The sequence below is a fragment of the Kribbella antiqua genome (genome assembly GCF_004345665.1).
GTDB lineage: Bacteria > Actinomycetota > Actinomycetes > Propionibacteriales > Kribbellaceae > Kribbella > Kribbella antiqua.
The window spans coordinates 549,269-565,616 of record NZ_SLWR01000002.1 but is presented as its reverse complement, the minus strand read 5'-3'; the positions used below and the strand labels follow the sequence as shown (position 1 = coordinate 565,616).

The window sequence follows — 16,348 nt, the reverse complement described above, 5'->3', positions numbered from 1 at the left end:
GAAACGCGGGATTACGCAGGGTCAGCGAAGCATTCCGGATCCGTGGCGAACTCCGCGATCGCTTCCTTGAGGTGTGCATAGTGCCGGTCGGACTCCGCAACCAGGGCGTCGGCGTCGCGGGCGGCGTACGCCTCGAGCAGCCGCGCGTGGTCGGTGTGGAAGGCAGTCCGCTCGTGCGCGGGTACGCGCGACATCGGGCGGGCCGGCTCGGTGATGTTCCAGGCCGACTCGTACATCCGGATCATCCGCCGCATCCCCGACGGCCGGATCAACGCGAAGTGGAACCGGCGGGTCGCCGCGGCGTACGCGCGGTCGTCGCCGGCCTGGCCCTGTTCTTCGAGGGCTGCCTCGATCTCCTCCAGGTCTGCTCTGGTCGCATTCACCGCGGCTGCCCGCAGCGCGGCGGCCTCGAGCGCCTGGCGTACGTCGTACAGCTCCTGGAACTCGAGGTAGGTCAGCTTGGCGACGCTGTACCCGACATGCGGCCGATGCTCGACCAGGCCTTCGCCGCGCAGTGTTTTGAGCGCCTCCCGGACCGGAATCGCGCTCACGCCGAAGAACGCCGCGACCTCGTCGATCGGGATGCCCGTCCCCGGCGGCTGCTCCCCGGTCAGGATGGCGTGCCGCAAGTCCGTTTCGACATGCGGTTGCTCCCCGGCGGCGGCCGTCCGCACCAACCGCGAGGCGAATCCCGACCGACCACGCATCCGGGCACGATAAGCCCCCGGCGTTTCCGCGCGGTAACGCCGTCCCAGCTCACGGACGGCGCGGTGGAGGAGCAGGTCAGCCCGCTCTGGACTTCCCGTCCTTGACCGACGAAGAGTTGCATCGACGAGCACGGCATCCACGGCACCGCAGCGAGGAGCTGACATGGCAGACCCCTACGAGTTGCGCTACGGATCGAAGGCGTACGACGCTCCGGAGCAGTGGACCGAGGTGCTGTCGCACCAGCTGGCCCACCGGTCGGTGCGCTCGTACCGGCCCGATCCGGTCCCCGACGAGACGTTGACGGCTCTGATCGCCGCCGCGCAATCGGCTCCGACGTCGGGCAATCTCCAGCTGTGGAGCGTGGTCGCCGTACGCGACGAAGAACGTCGTCGGCGGTTGGCGGAACTGGCCGGTGACCAGCAGTTCATCGTCGAGGCGCCCTTGCTGCTGGCCTGGCTGGCCGATCTCGCCCGGGCGCGACACGTGTGTGTTCGCGGTCTTCGGTCTCGTCGTCGGTCATCCAGACAAGTACGACGAGACCGCCGTGAAGCCGCGGCTCCCGCAGCAGGTGGTGCTTCACCACGAGCGCTACGAGCTCGAGCCGCAAGCACCTCACCTGAAGACCTACGAGGAGGTGCTCAACGGCTTCTACTCCGCTGCGGGTCTACCGGAAGGCTGGACGGAGCGAGTCGCGACCCGGTTCGGCACCACGGCCGGTCTCAAAGGTCGCGAACACCTCCGTGCAGCCCTCCAGACCTTGGGCTTCGAACTCCGCTGAAGCGCAAGGACGGCGCCCGCCCTCCTCGCGTGTCAGGCGACGGAGATGTCGACCGATGGGCGGAGTTCGGCTGCGGCCGCGAGGGCTTCGTGGGCCGGGTTGTCCAGGAAGCCCTTGATCAGCGTGGGGTCCGCGGGTGTGTCGACGGCCGGCAGGGCGATCTGCTCGTACGCCGCCTGGAAGCGGGGACCCCAGCGGCGCGTGCCGAGGCGAGCCGTGCGGGAGCAGTTGTCGACCATGTAGGCGACGTCGCGGGCGTGCATGTACGGGAGAAGTGAGTCGACCGCCTCGATGATCGACTCGTTGACGATCTCCGACCAGGCGTGCCCGCGGTCGGCGAATTCGTCGACCTGCGCCATCATGGTCGCGAGGAACAGGCCCGCGGTGAGTGGGTCGATCGCGGCCGGCGTCGTACCGCGGCGCGTGTGCACCTCGGCGCTGTGGGACCACATCGTGCTGCCGCCGATCCGCGACATCGGACGAGAAGTGAGCCGCTGCTCCGCGAGGATCACGCTGCGTAGTTCGGTGCCCTCGGCAACTTCGTCGTAGATCTCGGCGACGATCTCGCGCGCTGGTCCGTAGGAGACGCTGTACGCGCGGTCGAACAACTCCTGCTCCGCCTCGGACAGCGCGGCCCGGACAGCGGGCAGGCCGGACCGGGAGATCGTGCGGGCGATCGGCCCGGTGATCGACTCGGTCGAACGCTCGTACGCCGTCACCGGATCAGCTCCGTCGAGCCGGAACTGGCGGTACAGGGCCTCGACCAGTCCGTGCACTGCGCCCAGCAGGATGGCGCGCTCACCCACAATGTCGGACCGGTACTCGTCCTGCAGGGTGGTCGCGAAGGTGTACGGAGAACCCAGCCCGACCGACCACGCCAGCGCACGATCCGTCGCGTGCCCATCCGGATCCGCGTGGACGGCGATGCTCGCGTTGATGCCGGCGCCGTTCACCGTCGCCCCTTGCTGGTAGAGACGCCGTACGGAGTCGCCCATGCCCTTCGGACACACTGCGATGACCGGGTGGCCGGCAGGGAAGCCGCTGCCGATTGCCTTGAGGTGGCCGAGCAGGAAGCCGTGCGACAGGCCGATCGTGGCGCCAGGCTTGAGGACCGCGAAGATCTTCTCGTGCTCCGCGGCCAGGGCGGCGTCGGCGATGAGCAGGATCACCAGGTCGGACTCGGCCGCGACCGCCAGCCAGTCGCCGAGGGTGCCGTTGTCCTCGGTGAATCCGTGCGTACGCGCGTCGTCGGCCGAGGCCGAGCCCGGCCGCAAGCCGACGGACACCGTCACCTCGGTCCCGGCCAGCGAATCACGCAGGTTCTGGGCCTGGGCGCGACCTTGCGGTCCCCAGCCGAGTACGCCGATCCGCCGTACGCCGTGCAGCGCGTCGGGGAGCAACGGGAAGAGGTCCCGGCCGCCGCGCAGGATCGTCTCCGTCCCACCGGGGACGGTCATGGTCTCGGTCTGGAAGATCTCCGAAGTGAAGGTGCTCATGCCTTTCAGTCAACGCCGACCGCTAGTGTTGCAGCAAGCGCAACATCTGCATCGGGCCGTTGCGGGAGGTGAAACATGGAGCATCGCGAGCTGGAGCTGTTCCTGCATCTGGCGCGCACGCTGAACTACGGGCGCACCAGCCTGGAGTGTCACGTGAGCCCGGCGACGCTGACCCGGACGATCCAGCGGCTGGAGACACGCGCGGGGGCGCGACTGCTCGACCGCGGTCCGCGCGGCGTAGTTCTCACCGCCGAGGGTCAGCGCTTCACGTCGTACGCCGAACAGGCTCTGCAACTCTGGGACGACTACCACGCCGGCACCGGCGAGCCGGCCAAACTGGCCGGCGACCTGCGCATCTTCGCCACGGTCACCGCCTGCCAGGCACTGCTGCCTGACTTGCTCGCGCCACTGCGGTCAGCGCACCCGCAGATCCGGCTGGACGTGAGGACCGGTGACGCGGCGACCGCATTGGCCCGGCTTGATGAGGGCGAGGTGGACGCTGCGGTCGCGGGTATCCCGAAGCGTCTGCCGCAAACGATGGTGACCCGTACCGTGGCCGTCACCGATCTGGTGTTGGTCGCCGCTCGCGGTACGGAGGTGTCCACGGCGGATGGGCCGTTCGTCGTACCGGCACGGGGGCTGGTGCGCGAGGCGGCGTTCCGGTGGTTCCGCCGGACTGGGGTGAAGCCGGTCATCGCGGCCGAGCCCGACGGGCATGAAGCACTCCTTGCGCTTGTGGCCCTGGGCTGCGGCACCGGGATCGTGCCACGCCTCGTGCTGGAGTCCTCGACCTCTGTTGGCCGACTGGTCGAGCTGTCCGCGCGCCCAACACTCGAGCCGCTCACCATCGGCCTCTGCGCCCGTCGCGCAGACCTACGACGTCCGCTGATTGCCGCCCTCTGGGCTCTGACGAACACTCAACCGTGAAAGCTCAGCCTGGCTGATCCGTCGGTATCGGGTGGGTGCCGGTGTGGTCGACGTGGAAGCGGAAGCCGTGCGGGCTGATCCATTCGACGCCGCCGGTGGGCAGCCTGCGGCTCTGCCATCCGCCGAAGGTTTTTGCGCGGTGGTGGAGTCGTCCGAGTGGTATGAGGTTGTCGGGGTCGGTCTGGCCTCGTGGGCCTGGTGGGCCGGTTCGGTCGTAGGGGGTGATGTGGTCTTGGTCCATTCGGGTGGTCGCTTCGGCGGCGCCGTAGGGGAACATGTCCACCGGGTGCCGCAGCCGGACGCGTTCGCGGATCCGGTCGGGGATTTCGTAGCTGTGGACATTGATCTGTTCGCGCAGGTCGATGACGGGCTTGACCACGATGTGGTCGTGGCCGAGCAGTTCGCTCAGTTGGTTGAGCAGCAGCGGTCCGAGTTCTTCGACCCGTAGGACACCGTTGCGGGTGGCAAGTGCTTTGTCGGTGAGGTGGACGTAGAGGGTGTGCCGGTTGGGGCGTTGTCCGGTGCCGGCGGCGAGGCCGTGGCTGTAGGCCTGCTGCTTGATCGCGGCGAGCCTGGCCGGAAGTGACTCGGCCAACATCCGCCGCGTGAACGCGTCGTCGGCGAACTCGTCCCCCGGCACACCCGATTCACCGGTGCCGGCCGCCGCGCTCTGGTCTTCCGGGTCGTGCCAGTCATCCGGGCCCGGATCGTCATCGGGCATTGCCCAGTCGTGCATGACGCCCCTGTTGTCCGGGTTGGCTCCGTCGTCCGCCGGGTACCAACCATCGTCGTCGGTCTGGTCTGCGGCGGCGTCGGGATGGCTGGCGTCCTTGTGAGGGTCGCCGTCGCCGGCGCTGGCGTGGGCGGGGCTGTCGGCAGCCGGCTTGGTCCAGTCGCGTGCCGCCGTGCGGTCGTCGCCGTCGTACCCGCGGACCCCGTCGTTCGGGACGGTGTCGTCAGCCGGTGAGGTCCAGTCGCGCCCCGCGGTGCGGTCATGCCCGTCGTCACCGTCGTCGCCGCCGTCGTGGTCGTCGCCGTCGTGGTCGTGGTCGTGGTCGTGGGCGCCGTCGACGTCGTGGTCGCCGTCGTCCAGGACAGTGTCGTCCTCCGGCGGCGGCCAGTCGTCCGGCGCAGGCCGCTCATCGGGAGCGGCGGCTTCTGTACTGCTTGCAGGGCGGTCGGCGGTAGGCGTGTGAGTGTGGCCGGGGTCGTCTTCGGGGATGTGGGGGCGGATGCGGGCGAGGTAGCGGGCGACTTGGAGGAGGTGGTGGGCGGCGGCGGGGTCGGCGATCCAGCCGATGGCCTTGGCGCGGCGTTGGTCCAGGGTGTCGGGGTCGCCGAGGATTTTGAGGGCGCGGGCGATGTCGTTGATGGTGGCGTCGAAGCGGATGACGTCGCCGGCGGCGGCGCGGACCCAGAACCGCTTGGTGCCGTGGTCGTCGGAGGGGCCGACGTAGACGCGGCGGGCTTTGGCGACGGCTTCGGCGTGGGCTTTGGCCAGGTCGGGGTCGGCTTCCCACATGGCGGCCTTCACGATGGTGGCGAGTTTGGTGGGGGTGACGGTGTTGACGATGCCGACGATGCGGCGGTCGACGATCGCGGCCGCCTCCAGCGACAGCGACAGGCAGGCGTGGGCGATCTTGCGGGCCCGCCACGCGACCGCGTTCCCGGCCAGCACGGCGGCCCAGATCCTGGGGAGGCGGTGCCGCAGGGCGAGGGCTTCGCCGATGAAGGAGGCGGCGGCGCCGGTGGACATCCGGGTGACGGCGCCGAACTCGACCGGGGCGAACTCGGCCACCCCGGGGCAGCCGTCGCCGCCGTACACCTTCAATCGTTCGGTGCCGGGCAGCACCTCGCCGCTGTCGTAGTTGACGACGGCGTGCCGGTCGGCGAAGGCGAGCGCGGCCTCGAGGAGCCGTACCGCGGCGTGTTCTTGGACCGTCGACGAACTGCGCCGCGGCGACCAGCAGGTCTGCGGTGTCGAGCTCAGCCAGGTCATCGTCGAACATGTATCCGAGCATATGTTCGATTGGATGCCGAAGCAAGTCGACCGTGAACTGAAATCCCTTATCCACAAGGGGAAACGTCACACTCAAGACCGGTCAGAAAGTGATAGGCAAGCGGTGGGCGGTGAAGAGGTCGTCGCAGCTCCGGGGTAGGCGCGCTAGCCCTCGAGCAGGGTCTTGAGGGTGGCGAGGTCGCCGGCGATGGTGGTGGCGTCGCGTTCGAAGTCGGGGTCGGTCACGTCCGGCTGGCGGCGGAGGGTGAAGACGACCTCGGCGCCGTCGCCGTCGGGCATCACCCGCATCGGGTTATGGAAGGTCTGGCCCGACGGGACGGTGACGTCGTGGTCGAGGATGCCGAAGTCGTTCGGGGGAGCGAAGTCGATCAGGATCCGTCCCATCGGGGAGTCCGTGACCCATTGCCCGTCCACGATCTCGACCGTGCTGTTGCTCAGGCCGGAAGCCCATTGCGGCAGGTTCTGCGGGTTCGACGCGAAGTCGTAGACCTCCTTGGACGTCCGGTCGATGTAGGTGCTGATGTGTCGTGAGGTTTCCATGCCATCGACCTTAGGAGTCGTGCCGCCGCAGGGTCTTGAACAAATCGGTCATAGTGCCGCGGAGATCGCGTGCGCGGCGGTGGTCAACGCGGGCGTGATGTGTTCGACGGTGGCGGGGGAGTAGCGGACGGTCGGCATCGACACCGACACGGCTGCGACGGTATCGCCGAGGCTGTTGGTGATCGCGTGGCCGAAGGCGATCAGGCCGCGTTCGGTGCGTTCGCGGTTGATGGCGATGCCGCTGCGCCGTACCGCTCGCAGCTCGCGCCGGAGCTTGGCCAGGTCAACCCGTTCGTCCACAGGCGCGGCGTCGTACAGCGAGGTGAGCTCCGAGTCGGACAAAGCCGCGAGGATGGCGAGACCGCCGGTGGCGTGGTGGGCGGGCAGGACCATGCCTTCGCGGCTGCCGACTCGGAGAGTCTGAGTGCCTTCGACCGAGGCGATGAACCGGATCGTGCGCCCGGTCCGGATGCTGAGGTTGACGGTTTCGTCGACGGTCTCGGCCAGGGTCCGCATCGGTCCGAGGGCGGCGGCGCGGATGGTGCCGATGCCGGACTGCGCCTTCGCCGCGACCTCGAGGACCGGGCCGGCGCGATAGCTGCGGTCATCGTCTTGTACGGCGAAGTCGCGGTACACGAGCGTGGACAGCAAACGATGAGCGGTGGATCGGGCCACGCCGAGCCGTGACGCCGCGGCGGACACGGTGAGTGGTCCCTCCACCTGCAGGATCACCGCGAGACGCAGCGCGTGGTCCACACTCGTCACGCCGTACGCCGGTGGGTTCTTCATCGTGAGCCGTTCTGCAAGACAGAATCTACTGTTCCAAATCGGGTCGTACGACGCACGGTACTCCTATGACGGACTCGCCTGTGAAACTCACCGCTGAGGACAGCCCCGACCAGCCGCCGGCCACGCCGGAGCTCGACGATCTGTACCGCGGCTTCGAGAAGGAGCTGCTGGTACCGCTGTGGACCAGGATCGGCGACCTGATGCCGCACCAGCCGACCTCGAAGGCGCAGCCGCACCTCTGGGACTGGAAGAACCTGGTCGAACTGGCCGCGCGTTCCGGGGACCTCGTCCCGGTCGGCCGCGGCGGCGAACGACGGGCCATCGCGCTGGCCAACCCGAGCCTCGGTGGACGCCCGTACGCGACGCCGACGCTGTGGGCCGCGATCCAGTACCTGATGCCCGGCGAGAACGCACCCGAGCATCGGCACACTCAGAACGCCTTCCGCTTCGTGGTCGAGGGCGAGGGCGTGTGGACGGTCGTCGAGCGCGACCCGGTCCCGATGCGCCGCGGCGACTTCCTGCCGCAAGCCGGCATGAACTGGCACGCCCACCACAACTCCGCGCAGCAGCCGATGGCGTGGATCGACGGCCTGGACATCCCGTTCCAGTACGACGTCGAGTCGCAGTTCTTCGACTTCGGTCGCGAACACCTGTCCGAGGCGGAGCACGCGACGCCGGATCGTTCCCGCTCGGAGCGGCTGTGGGGTCACCCGGGCCTGGTGCCGGTCTCGCAGTTCAAGCCCGTCGAGGGCAGTCCACTGCTGTGCTACCGCTGGGTGGATACCGATGCCGCTCTGACCGATCAGCTGGAGCTGGAGCGCGAGGGTTACCCGAGTACGGTCGAACGTGGTCATGCGGTCGTGCGCTACACCAACCCGACGACGGCCGGTGACGTGCTTCCGACCATCCGCGTGCAGTTCCACCGGATCGAGAGCGGTGTGGAGACTGCGCCGCGCCGGGAGACCGGGTCCTCCGTGTATCAGGTGTTCGATGGTTCCGGACGGGTCACGGTCGGTGATTTCTCCTGGTCCGTGCAGCGTGGCGACCTGTTCGTCGTACCGTCGTGGATGCCGTTGTCGGTGTCGTCGCAGGCGTCTGCGTCCGACTCGGACTCCGGTGCGCTCGACCTGTTCCAGTTCAGTGACGCGCCGATCTTCAGTAAGTTGAACCTGTTCCGCAGCCTTGTCGAGGAGGTCGGCCGGTGAAGCTGGCGACGATTCGGGTCGATGACCGCACCACCGCCGTACGGCGCGAGGGTGAGGTCCTGGTCGATCTCGGGGTGCCTGACGTGGGCGCCGTACTCGCTGGGGCGCCAGTTGCCGATGGCAAGGAATATGCCGTCGCCGAGGTGGAGTTCGCGCCGCTCGTGCCGCGACCGGGCAAGGTGGTGTGCGTCGGGCTGAACTACCGCAACCACATCCAGGAGATGGGTCGCGACCTGCCCGAGTACCCGACGCTGTTCGCCAAGTTCGCCGACACGCTCATCGGTGCGCGCGACGACATCGTGCGGCCGGCCGAGACCGAGCAGTTCGACTGGGAGGCCGAGCTGACCGTTGTCATCGGCAAGGAAGTACGGCGGGCCGACGAGGCCGCGGCGATCGAAGCGATCGCGGGCTTCACGGTGCTCAACGACATCACCTGCCGCGACTGGCAGTTCCGGACCCGCGAATGGCTGCAGGGCAAGAACTGGGACTCCACCACCCCGGTCGGCCCCTACCTGGTCACCCCGGACGAGGTCGGCGGACCGCGGCCGGCGCTCGACATCCGCTGCCTGGTCGACGACCAGGTGATGCAGAAGGACACCACCGGCGACCTGCTCTTCGACCCGGTCGAGCTGCTCCGCTACGTCTCCACGATGGTCCGGCTGAACCCGGGCGACCTGATCGCGACCGGCACCCCAGGCGGCGTCGGCAACGCCCGGAAGCCACCGGTGTTCCTGCGCGGCGGCGAGACGGTCGTGACGGAGATCGAGGGGATCGGCCGGCTGGAGAACCGCGTGGTGGCCGGCTGATGCGAACCCTGGAAGTCTCGCTCGCCTGGATGGCCGACGGTACGACGCTGTGCGCCAAGGCGATCGGAGAGCTCGACGAGCCGTCGCTGCTGCCGAGCTGGACCCGGAAGCACGTCGTCGCCCACCTGGCGGCCAACGCCGAGGCGCTGGGCAACCTGGTGCACTGGGCCAAGACGGGCGAGGAAACGCCGATGTACACCTCGCCGGAGCAGCGGAACGCGGACATCGAGGCGGGCGCACAACTGCCCGCAGATCGGGTGGTCGCCTGGTTCGAGGAGTCGGCGCAGAAGCTGGCCCAGTCGATAGGAGACCTGACCGAGGCTCAGTGGGAGAACCAGGTCCGCACGGCTCAGGGCCGGGAAGTCCCGGCGACCGAGATCCCGTGGATGCGGACCAGGGAGGTCATGATCCACGCGGTCGACCTCGGCACCGGGGTGAGCTTCCACGACCTGCCGGTGGAGTTCCTCGAGGAGTTGTGCCTGGACATCCGGGCCAAGCGCGGCAGTGTTCCCGAAGTACAGGGTCCGCTACCCGAAGTGGCGGCGTACCTCGCCGGCCGTCCCAATGTTCTGAACGCCGAGCCGCTCCCGCCGTGGCTGTAGGGCGCTTACTGTGAGGACATGGAGTCCTACGCGAAGGGTGAGACTGAGCCTCCCCTGATCGAGCAGACCATTGGGGACAACTTCGAGGCGACCGTCGCCGCATACGGTGACAACGAGGCGCTGGTCGAGTTCAGTACCGGCCGGCGGTGGACGTACGCCGAACTCGACCGGGACGTGAACGCGCTCGCGCGCGGCCTGATCGGTGCAGGCGTGAAGAAGGGCGACCGGGTCGGGATCTGGGCGCCGAACTGCGCGGAGTGGACGATCGCGCAGTACGCGACCGCCAAGGCCGGGGCGATCCTGGTGAACGTCAACCCGGCGTACCGAACCCACGAGTTCTCCTACGCGGTGAACCAGTCGGGGCTGCGGATGCTGATCAGCGCGGAGTCGTTCAACGTCAGCAACTACCGCGCGATGGTCGACGAGGTACGTGACGACTGCCCGTCGCTCGAGCGGGTCGTCTACATCGGCACCTCCGACTGGGACGAGCTCATCGGCGAAGGCTCGGACCTGCCCGCCGATGCGGTTCGGGACCGGATGGCGACGCTGGCGCCGTACGACCCGATCAACATCCAGTACACGTCCGGCACCACCGGGTTTCCGAAGGGCGCGACGCTGTCCCATCGCAACATCCTCAACAACGGATTCTTCGTCACCGAGACGATCAACTTCACGGATCAGGACCGGCTGTGCATCCCTGTGCCCTTCTACCACTGCTTCGGCATGGTCATGGGCAACCTCGGCTGCACCACGCACGGCGCCACGATGGTGATCCCGGGGCCGGGCTTCGACCCGGTCCGCACCCTGCAGGCGGTGCAGGACGAGCGATGCACCGGCGTGTACGGCGTACCGACCATGTTCATCGCGATGCAGAACGCCCCGGGGTTCGCCGACTTCGATCTGTCCACGCTGCGCACCGGGATCATGGCCGGCTCGCCGTGCCCGGTCGAGGTGATGAAGCGCTGTATCGACGACATGCACATGGCCGAGGTGTCGATCGCCTACGGCATGACCGAGACGTCCCCGGTGTCGACCCAGACCCGCGCCGACGACGACCTCGAACGTCGTACGGCGACCATCGGGCAGGTCCACCCGCATGTCCAGATCAAGATCGTCGACCCCGCCACCGGCGAAGTCGTACCGCGTGGTGAACCTGGTGAGTTTTGTACGCGCGGTTATTCGGTGATGCTCGGCTACTGGGAGGAGCCGGAGAAGACCGCCGAGGCCGTCGACGCGGCCGGCTGGATGCACACCGGCGACCTCGCGGTGATGCGGGAGGACGGCTACTGCACGATCGTCGGCCGGATCAAGGACATGGTGATCCGCGGCGGCGAGAACATCTACCCGCGCGAGATCGAGGAGTTCCTGTACGCGCATCCCGACATCGAGGACGTCCAGGTGGTCGGCGTACCGGACGCGAAGTACGGCGAGGAGCTGTGCGCCTGGATCAAGCTGAAGGCGGGCGCCGAACCCCTGGACGCGGCCGCGGTGAAGGAGTTCTGCCAGGGCCGGTTGGCGCACTTCAAGATCCCGCGCTATGTGCTGCTGGTGGACGCGTTCCCGATGACGGTCACCGGTAAGATCCGCAAGGTGCAGATGCGTGAGGAGTCCGCCGAGAGGCTCGGCCTGAGTGCTGAGTGAGAATCTTGCGCGGGTTGCCGAGTTTGCCGTGCCCGGCGAGGACTTCGACGCGGGCGCGTTCCTTGAACAGGTGCTGACCGTCGACCGGCCCGACTGGCGGCCGCGGGTTTCGCGGGCGCTGGAGCTGGGGCCTGACGCTGTCCTCCACGACCCGGATGGGGCTTGGCTCGTCCGCCTGATCGCGCAAGGGTTCTACGCCAGCTCACGAGGGTGGGCCATGGTCGGCTGGGAGCCTAGGCGTACCGAGCCTTTTGAGACCCCGCTGACCATCACACCTCGCTCAGAGCTCGCTGACACCTATGACTGCGTCGTGATCGGCTCGGGCGCGGGCGGCGGCGCGGCTGCCCAAGTACTCGCGGAGTCTGGCCGCTCCGTGCTGGTCGTGGAGACCGGCAGCTACCCGACGACCGAGTCACTGTCCCGCGACCACCTGCGGAACCCCCGCTCGTCGTCCGGGCTCCCCGCTCCCACCGACCCGGATCCACACGGCCGCCCGCGAGTCGCGATCATCGACGACGAACCTCGCAGAGTCCTGCCGCCCGACAACGGCTGGGGCAACAACGCCTTCACCGTCGGCGGCGGTACGCGCGTGTACGGCGCCCAGGCCTGGCGATTCGTGCCACACGACTTCACCATGGCGACGACGTACGGCGTCCCCGACGGCAGCGGGCTCGCGGACTGGCCGATCACGTACGACGACCTGGAGCCGTACTACAGCCTGGCCGAGCAGCGCTTCGGAGTCAGCGGCGGGGGAGTGGACCCGTGGCACCCGCCGCGCTCGCTCCCGATGCCTCCGCTGCCGCGGACTGCCACCGCCGAGCGGTTGGCTGCGGCGGCTGAGCGCCTCGGCTGGGGCACTCTCGACGTACCGCTGCTCATCAACTCTGTGGACTACCAGGGTCGGTCTGGGTGCATGCGCTGTGCACAGTGCGTTGGGTTCGCCTGCCCGGTCGAGGCCAAGGCCGGGACCCACAACACCGCGTTGCCGGGCGCCCTGGCCACTGGTCTCTGCACGCTGGTCACCGAGACGACCGCCGAGCGGTTGGTGACCGACTCGACCGGTCGGGTTACTGGTGTTTCGCTGGTCGCGGACGGCTGGCGTCGTACTGTGCAGTGCGCTGAGGTTGTGATCGCGGCCGGCGCTACTGAGACGCCGCGGCTGTTGCTGAACAGCGCGCACGACGGTGAACCGGCCGGGCTTGGGAACAACCAGGATCAGGTCGGCCGCTATCTGCAGGCGCATGTCTACGCCGGAGCGGTCGGGCTGTTCGAGGACGAAGTGGTCGACCTGGTGGGTCCTGGTGTCTCGATCGCGACGTGCGACTTCCGGCACGGCAATGAGGGGATCGTGGGCGGCGGGATGCTGGCGAACGAGTTCGTCCCGACGCCGGCGGCGACGTACGACTATCTGACCTCGGCGGGACTGATCCCGGCCGCGGGCGTGGCCGGGAAGCAGGCGATGCAGCAGGAGGCTCGCCGGATGATGCGGGTGGTCGGGCCCATTCAGGAGGTGACGTCGGCGGAGTCGCGGGTGCGGGTCGATCCGGGTGTCGTCGACCGCTTCGGCAATCCGGTCGCGGTGATCAGCGGGTCAATCCATCCCGAGGACGCCCGCGCGCAGGAGTACATGAGTTCAAAGGCGAGGGAGTGGCTGGTCGAGGCCGGTGCCACGCGGACTGCTCTCAACGGTCTCGGGACCACGCGGCAGGCGAGCGTTGGCCAGCATCAGGCGGGGAGCTGCCGGATGGGTGACGACCCGGCGCGGTCGGTGACCGATCCCTACGGCCGGATCTGGGGCCACGACAACGTGCGGATTGTCGACGCATCCGTGCATGTGACCAACGGCGGAGTGAACCCGGTGCTGACCGTCCTGGCTAGCGCGCTGCGGATCAGTCACCACTTGGTCGGTTGACGCGCTCCACGTTCTGGCGGTCTTCTTCGTCTTCACTGGCCTCGGTGGTGAACCAGGCGTCGAGGATCTCCTTGAGCAGCGGCTCGGAGGTCAGTCGCAGGCTGAGCGCCAGTACGTTGGCGTCGTTCCAGCGACGGGCGCCTTCTGCTGTGTACGCGTCCGTGCACAAGGCCGCGCGTACGCCCGGCACCTTGTTCGCGGCGATGGACGCGCCTGTACCGGTCCAGCAGCACACGACCGCCTGATCCGTCGTCCCGGCGGCAACGTCGCGAGCGGCGGCCTCGGAGCACACGGCCCACTGCGGGTTGTCACCTGGGCTCAGCGCTCCGTGGGTGACGACCTCGTGGCCGCGACTTTGCAGCTCGGCGACGAGCGAGCGCGCGACGGGTTCGTCCATGTCCGAGGAAACGGAAATCCGCATGCTCCGGAGCCTAACGCGCCCGGCGCCTGCCCGGTTTGGCGGTCTTCTTCACCGGCTTCTTCGTCACGGTCTTCGCCGGCTTCGCGGGACCGCGGGTGCTGTTGACCGTCCGCCCACGAACGATGCCGATGAACTGCTCCATCAACTCGGTCGTCTCGTCCTCCGGCCACGACAACGCGACCGTCGACTGCGGCGCGTCCAGCAGCGGCCGGTAGGTGAGGTCCTTGCGGTGATGCAGCCGTGCCAGCGACTGCGGTACGACGAGAAGTCCGGTGCCTGTGGCAACGAGCGCGATCGCATCCGCCGTAGTCGCCGGCCGCTCTTCGATCAACCGCCCCGGCGGACGCTCCCAATCGAGTACGTCGTCCAACGGGTGCCACATCAACTCATCGGCCAGATCCTCGACGGTCACCTCTTCGACAGCCGTCACCACATGATCCTTCGGCACCACCACCACCGTCGTCTCCTCGTACAACGGAATGGCGTGCAAACCGGTCCGATCGATCGGCAACCGCAGCAGCACCGCGTCGATCTTCTGCTCCCGTACGACGCCAGCGGCGTCGGCCGCAGTCACCTGAACCAGCTCCAACGGCACCCGAGGCAGCCGCTCCTGCCACATCCGCACCCACTTGGCCGGAGTCACCCCAGGGACGTACCCGAGCTTGAAGGTCACCAGGCCAGGTTACCGGCCGTGATCGGCCTCGATACCCTTGCCGTCATGACGTCGCGTAAGAGTCCCCAGACGATGAAGGCCGCTACAGCGGCGAAGAAGCTGGGTGTGCTCCTTCAGGCCACTCCGGCGGAGTTTCAGGAGGGGGTCGTTTCCCGCGACGAGCTCAACGCGCTGCAGACGGATCCGCCCGAGTGGCTGCGTGAGCTCCGCCGTACCGGACCTCATCCGCGGCAGGTCGTCGCGAGCCGGCTCGGCGTATCGATCAGCGGCCTTGCGCGGGCCGGCATCACCGACCCGCTGACGACCGATGCGATCGATGCGATCAAGGCTGAGAACCCGCGCTGGCTGCAGCTCGAGCGGGACACCCAGGCCAAGGTCCGTGAGGAAGCGGCCCGCCTCAAGGAGAAGGACGACTAGGCAGGCCCATACGGGAAGAGCTGGTCCGGGTCGTACGTCGCCCGCAGCTCGGCGAGACGGGCGAACGTCTCGGCCGGCCACGACGCCTCGTACGAGCCCGGCACGGTGAAGGCGCCCGCGAAGTTGACCGTCGTCTCGGCCGAGATCCAGCGGCGAAGGCTTCCCAGGACGTTGTCGACGGTGTCCGGCAGTACCTTCTCGAACAGGCTCGGATCCGGTACGCCGATCAGCACCAGGCTGTAGGCGCCACCACGACCGCCGACCGCGCTGCCTTCCGGTACGTCGCGAGCGGTCGCACCGCCGAGGTGCCTGATCTCGATCGCGACGATCGGCACCTGCCGGCCGGGGCCGGCCGCGTCGAGGAACGCCGCGACGAAGTCGGCGTCGATGTCGTCGAGCAGCTGGCCACGGTCCCAGGCAGGAGTCGGATCCTTGGGGTCGTTGTGGATCAGCGCGATGTCGGTCGCGGGCATCTCCCGGACCGCGTCGATGATGGCCGGCCCGGCGTCGCGGATCGGCTGGAACAAACGTTCGCCTTCGACCGGGTCGCCGACGAACGCGAAGCGGACGTTGAGGACCGTCTTGCCTCGCAGCGGCTCCGGGATGACCTCCAGCGGCGGCAGCCGCAGCAGTGCGACGGACGACGTCGCGGTCTCCGGGACCGTCTTGGTCCACTCGGCCCAGGCACTTAGGGCCGGTGCGACGTACTCGGTGTCGAAGAAGACTGAGCCGCCGTACAGGGTGGTGAGCTCGACGAGCTCGAAGTCCATCGAGGTGACGATGCCGAAACCGCCCTTGCCGCCGCGGAGGGCCCAGAAGAGATCCGGGTTCTCCTCGGCGCTCGCCGTGATAGCCTCGCCGGCCGCGGTGACGATCCGGAAGCCGCGCGCCCAGTCGGACGAGAAGCCGTAGGTCCGGGCCAACGGGCCGAGACCGCCGCCGAGGGTGTATCCGATACAGCCGACGACGTCGGACGCACCGGTGATCGGCGCGAGGCCGTGCTCGGCCGCGGCCGCGATCACCTCGGCCCATTGGCACCCCGCCCCGATATTCGCGAGCTTGCGGTCGGGATCGATGCTCACTTCGGACAGCCGGGACGTGGTGACCAGAATGCCGTCGGTGATTGGCACGGGAGCACCATGGCCGGTGGCGAGCACTCTGATCGGCGTACCGGTGTCCGCCGCGGCCCGGACCACCTCGACCGCATCGGCCTCCGACGTCAGCCCGACGACCACCTCAGGGCTGTGCTGTGCGGCGCGGTTCCAGGCGGCGACCTCGGTCGCGAACCCGTCGTCGTCCGGTCCGAGCACCGGCCCGGCCACCCGCCCCCGAAGCCGATCGATCAACTCAGCCACGATTTCCTCCCTCAGTCGTTCCCCACCGACCACGCAGTCTTCCGCGCCCAGTCACTTT

The 16,348-nt window shown here is 68.4% G+C and carries 16 protein-coding genes and 1 pseudogene; 9 read left to right on the top strand and 8 right to left on the bottom strand.

Annotation, left to right across the window (positions count from 1 at the left end):
• Positions 1–11 precede the first annotated feature (11 nt).
• Positions 12–707 carry a GntR family transcriptional regulator gene (locus tag EV646_RS08570; RefSeq protein ID WP_132145763.1) on the bottom strand — a complete coding sequence of 232 codons (696 nt, stop codon included), beginning with the start codon at positions 705–707 and terminating at the stop codon, positions 12–14.
• A 163-nt stretch (positions 708–870) separates the two neighbouring features.
• Here EV646_RS08570 and EV646_RS40925 point away from each other — a divergent pair.
• Together EV646_RS40925 and EV646_RS39235 are read left to right on the top strand one after the other, a co-directional pair.
• A pseudogene (locus EV646_RS40925) lies at positions 871–1,119 on the top strand (nitroreductase family protein); the annotation flags it as partial.
• Between the two features lie 76 nt (positions 1,120–1,195).
• Entirely contained in the window at positions 1,196–1,486 is a 291-nt protein-coding gene (locus tag EV646_RS39235) for a nitroreductase family protein (protein ID WP_199236908.1), read from the top strand.
• Positions 1,487–1,518: 32 nt separating this feature from the next.
• On the opposite strand, the gene EV646_RS08560 is transcribed toward EV646_RS39235, so the two are convergent.
• A complete protein-coding gene (locus EV646_RS08560; RefSeq protein ID WP_132145761.1) occupies positions 1,519–2,982 on the bottom strand; it encodes a ketol-acid reductoisomerase in 1,464 nt (487 codons plus the stop codon).
• Positions 2,983–3,057: 75 nt separating this feature from the next.
• On the opposite strand from EV646_RS08560, the gene ilvY reads away from it, so the two are divergent.
• On the top strand, positions 3,058–3,909 hold the full coding sequence (ilvY, locus tag EV646_RS08555; protein ID WP_132145759.1) for an HTH-type transcriptional activator IlvY: 852 nt from the start codon (positions 3,058–3,060) through the stop codon (positions 3,907–3,909).
• Positions 3,910–3,913: 4 nt separating this feature from the next.
• On the opposite strand, the gene EV646_RS08550 is transcribed toward ilvY, so the two are convergent.
• The 3 genes from EV646_RS08550 to EV646_RS08540 all read right to left on the bottom strand — a co-directional run bounded on the left by EV646_RS08550 (position 3,914) and on the right by EV646_RS08540 (position 7,258).
• Positions 3,914–5,908 carry an HNH endonuclease signature motif containing protein gene (locus tag EV646_RS08550; protein WP_132145757.1) on the bottom strand — a complete coding sequence of 665 codons (1,995 nt, stop codon included), beginning with the start codon at positions 5,906–5,908 and terminating at the stop codon, positions 3,914–3,916.
• Between the two features lie 165 nt (positions 5,909–6,073).
• On the bottom strand, positions 6,074–6,469 hold the full coding sequence (locus EV646_RS08545; RefSeq protein ID WP_132145755.1) for an SRPBCC family protein: 396 nt from the start codon (positions 6,467–6,469) through the stop codon (positions 6,074–6,076).
• 48 nt (positions 6,470–6,517) lie between these two features.
• A complete protein-coding gene (locus tag EV646_RS08540) occupies positions 6,518–7,258 on the bottom strand; it encodes an IclR family transcriptional regulator (RefSeq protein ID WP_132145753.1) in 741 nt (246 codons plus the stop codon).
• Positions 7,259–7,323: 65 nt separating this feature from the next.
• Here EV646_RS08540 and EV646_RS08535 point away from each other — a divergent pair, with 65 nt between their 5' ends.
• Genes EV646_RS08535 through EV646_RS08515 form a run of 5 tightly spaced genes read left to right on the top strand, consistent with a single transcriptional unit; the run spans position 7,324 to position 13,424 of the window.
• Entirely contained in the window at positions 7,324–8,463 is a 1,140-nt protein-coding gene (locus tag EV646_RS08535; RefSeq protein WP_132145751.1) for a cupin domain-containing protein, read from the top strand.
• Complete coding sequence (locus EV646_RS08530) at positions 8,460–9,269, top strand: fumarylacetoacetate hydrolase family protein (protein WP_132145749.1); 810 nt, start codon at positions 8,460–8,462, stop codon at positions 9,267–9,269. Before EV646_RS08535 ends, EV646_RS08530 begins: the two co-directional genes overlap by 4 nt.
• Complete coding sequence (locus tag EV646_RS08525; RefSeq protein ID WP_241995580.1) at positions 9,269–9,871, top strand: maleylpyruvate isomerase family mycothiol-dependent enzyme; 603 nt, start codon at positions 9,269–9,271, stop codon at positions 9,869–9,871. The genes EV646_RS08530 and EV646_RS08525 overlap by 1 nt, the downstream gene beginning before the upstream one ends.
• An 18-nt stretch (positions 9,872–9,889) precedes the next feature.
• The gene (locus EV646_RS08520) at positions 9,890–11,512 is read left to right on the top strand and encodes an AMP-binding protein (protein WP_132145747.1); all 1,623 of its coding nucleotides are present in this window, start codon (positions 9,890–9,892) and stop codon (positions 11,510–11,512) included.
• Positions 11,502–13,424, top strand: a complete 1,923-nt coding sequence (locus EV646_RS08515) for a GMC oxidoreductase (RefSeq protein ID WP_241995579.1) — start codon at positions 11,502–11,504, stop codon at positions 13,422–13,424. Before EV646_RS08520 ends, EV646_RS08515 begins: the two co-directional genes overlap by 11 nt.
• On the opposite strand, the gene EV646_RS08510 is transcribed toward EV646_RS08515, so the two are convergent.
• Together EV646_RS08510 and EV646_RS08505 are read right to left on the bottom strand one after the other, a co-directional pair.
• Positions 13,402–13,845 (bottom strand): RpiB/LacA/LacB family sugar-phosphate isomerase, encoded by a 444-nt coding sequence (locus EV646_RS08510; RefSeq protein ID WP_132145745.1) that lies wholly within the window; start codon positions 13,843–13,845, stop codon positions 13,402–13,404. The genes EV646_RS08515 and EV646_RS08510 overlap by 23 nt on opposite strands.
• A gap of 10 nt (positions 13,846–13,855) precedes the next feature.
• On the bottom strand, positions 13,856–14,518 hold the full coding sequence (locus EV646_RS08505) for a LysR substrate-binding domain-containing protein (RefSeq protein WP_241995577.1): 663 nt from the start codon (positions 14,516–14,518) through the stop codon (positions 13,856–13,858).
• A 45-nt stretch (positions 14,519–14,563) separates the two neighbouring features.
• Between EV646_RS08505 and EV646_RS08500 the strand changes: the two genes are divergently transcribed.
• Positions 14,564–14,935, top strand: a complete 372-nt coding sequence (locus EV646_RS08500) for a DUF5997 family protein (RefSeq protein ID WP_132145743.1) — start codon at positions 14,564–14,566, stop codon at positions 14,933–14,935.
• Here EV646_RS08500 and EV646_RS08495 read toward each other — a convergent pair.
• Positions 14,932–16,290 (bottom strand): FAD-binding oxidoreductase, encoded by a 1,359-nt coding sequence (locus EV646_RS08495; protein ID WP_241995575.1) that lies wholly within the window; start codon positions 16,288–16,290, stop codon positions 14,932–14,934. The two genes, EV646_RS08500 and EV646_RS08495, sit on opposite strands and share 4 nt — an antisense overlap.
• Positions 16,291–16,348: the final 58 nt, after the last annotated feature.

Coding starts and splice junctions, on each gene's coding strand:
- EV646_RS08570 (WP_132145763.1), bottom strand. CDS start 707: ATGCGTGGTCGGTCGGGATTCGCCTCGCGGTTGGTGCGGACGGCCGCC.
- EV646_RS08560 (WP_132145761.1), bottom strand. CDS start 2,982: ATGAGCACCTTCACTTCGGAGATCTTCCAGACCGAGACCATGACCGTC.
- ilvY (WP_132145759.1), top strand. CDS start 3,058: ATGGAGCATCGCGAGCTGGAGCTGTTCCTGCATCTGGCGCGCACGCTG.
- EV646_RS08550 (WP_132145757.1), bottom strand. CDS start 5,908: ATGACCTGGCTGAGCTCGACACCGCAGACCTGCTGGTCGCCGCGGCGC.
- EV646_RS08545 (WP_132145755.1), bottom strand. CDS start 6,469: ATGGAAACCTCACGACACATCAGCACCTACATCGACCGGACGTCCAAG.
- EV646_RS08540 (WP_132145753.1), bottom strand. CDS start 7,258: ATGAAGAACCCACCGGCGTACGGCGTGACGAGTGTGGACCACGCGCTG.
- EV646_RS08535 (WP_132145751.1), top strand. CDS start 7,324: ATGACGGACTCGCCTGTGAAACTCACCGCTGAGGACAGCCCCGACCAG.
- EV646_RS08525 (WP_241995580.1), top strand. CDS start 9,269: ATGCGAACCCTGGAAGTCTCGCTCGCCTGGATGGCCGACGGTACGACG.
- EV646_RS08520 (WP_132145747.1), top strand. CDS start 9,890: ATGGAGTCCTACGCGAAGGGTGAGACTGAGCCTCCCCTGATCGAGCAG.
- EV646_RS08510 (WP_132145745.1), bottom strand. CDS start 13,845: ATGCGGATTTCCGTTTCCTCGGACATGGACGAACCCGTCGCGCGCTCG.
- EV646_RS08500 (WP_132145743.1), top strand. CDS start 14,564: ATGACGTCGCGTAAGAGTCCCCAGACGATGAAGGCCGCTACAGCGGCG.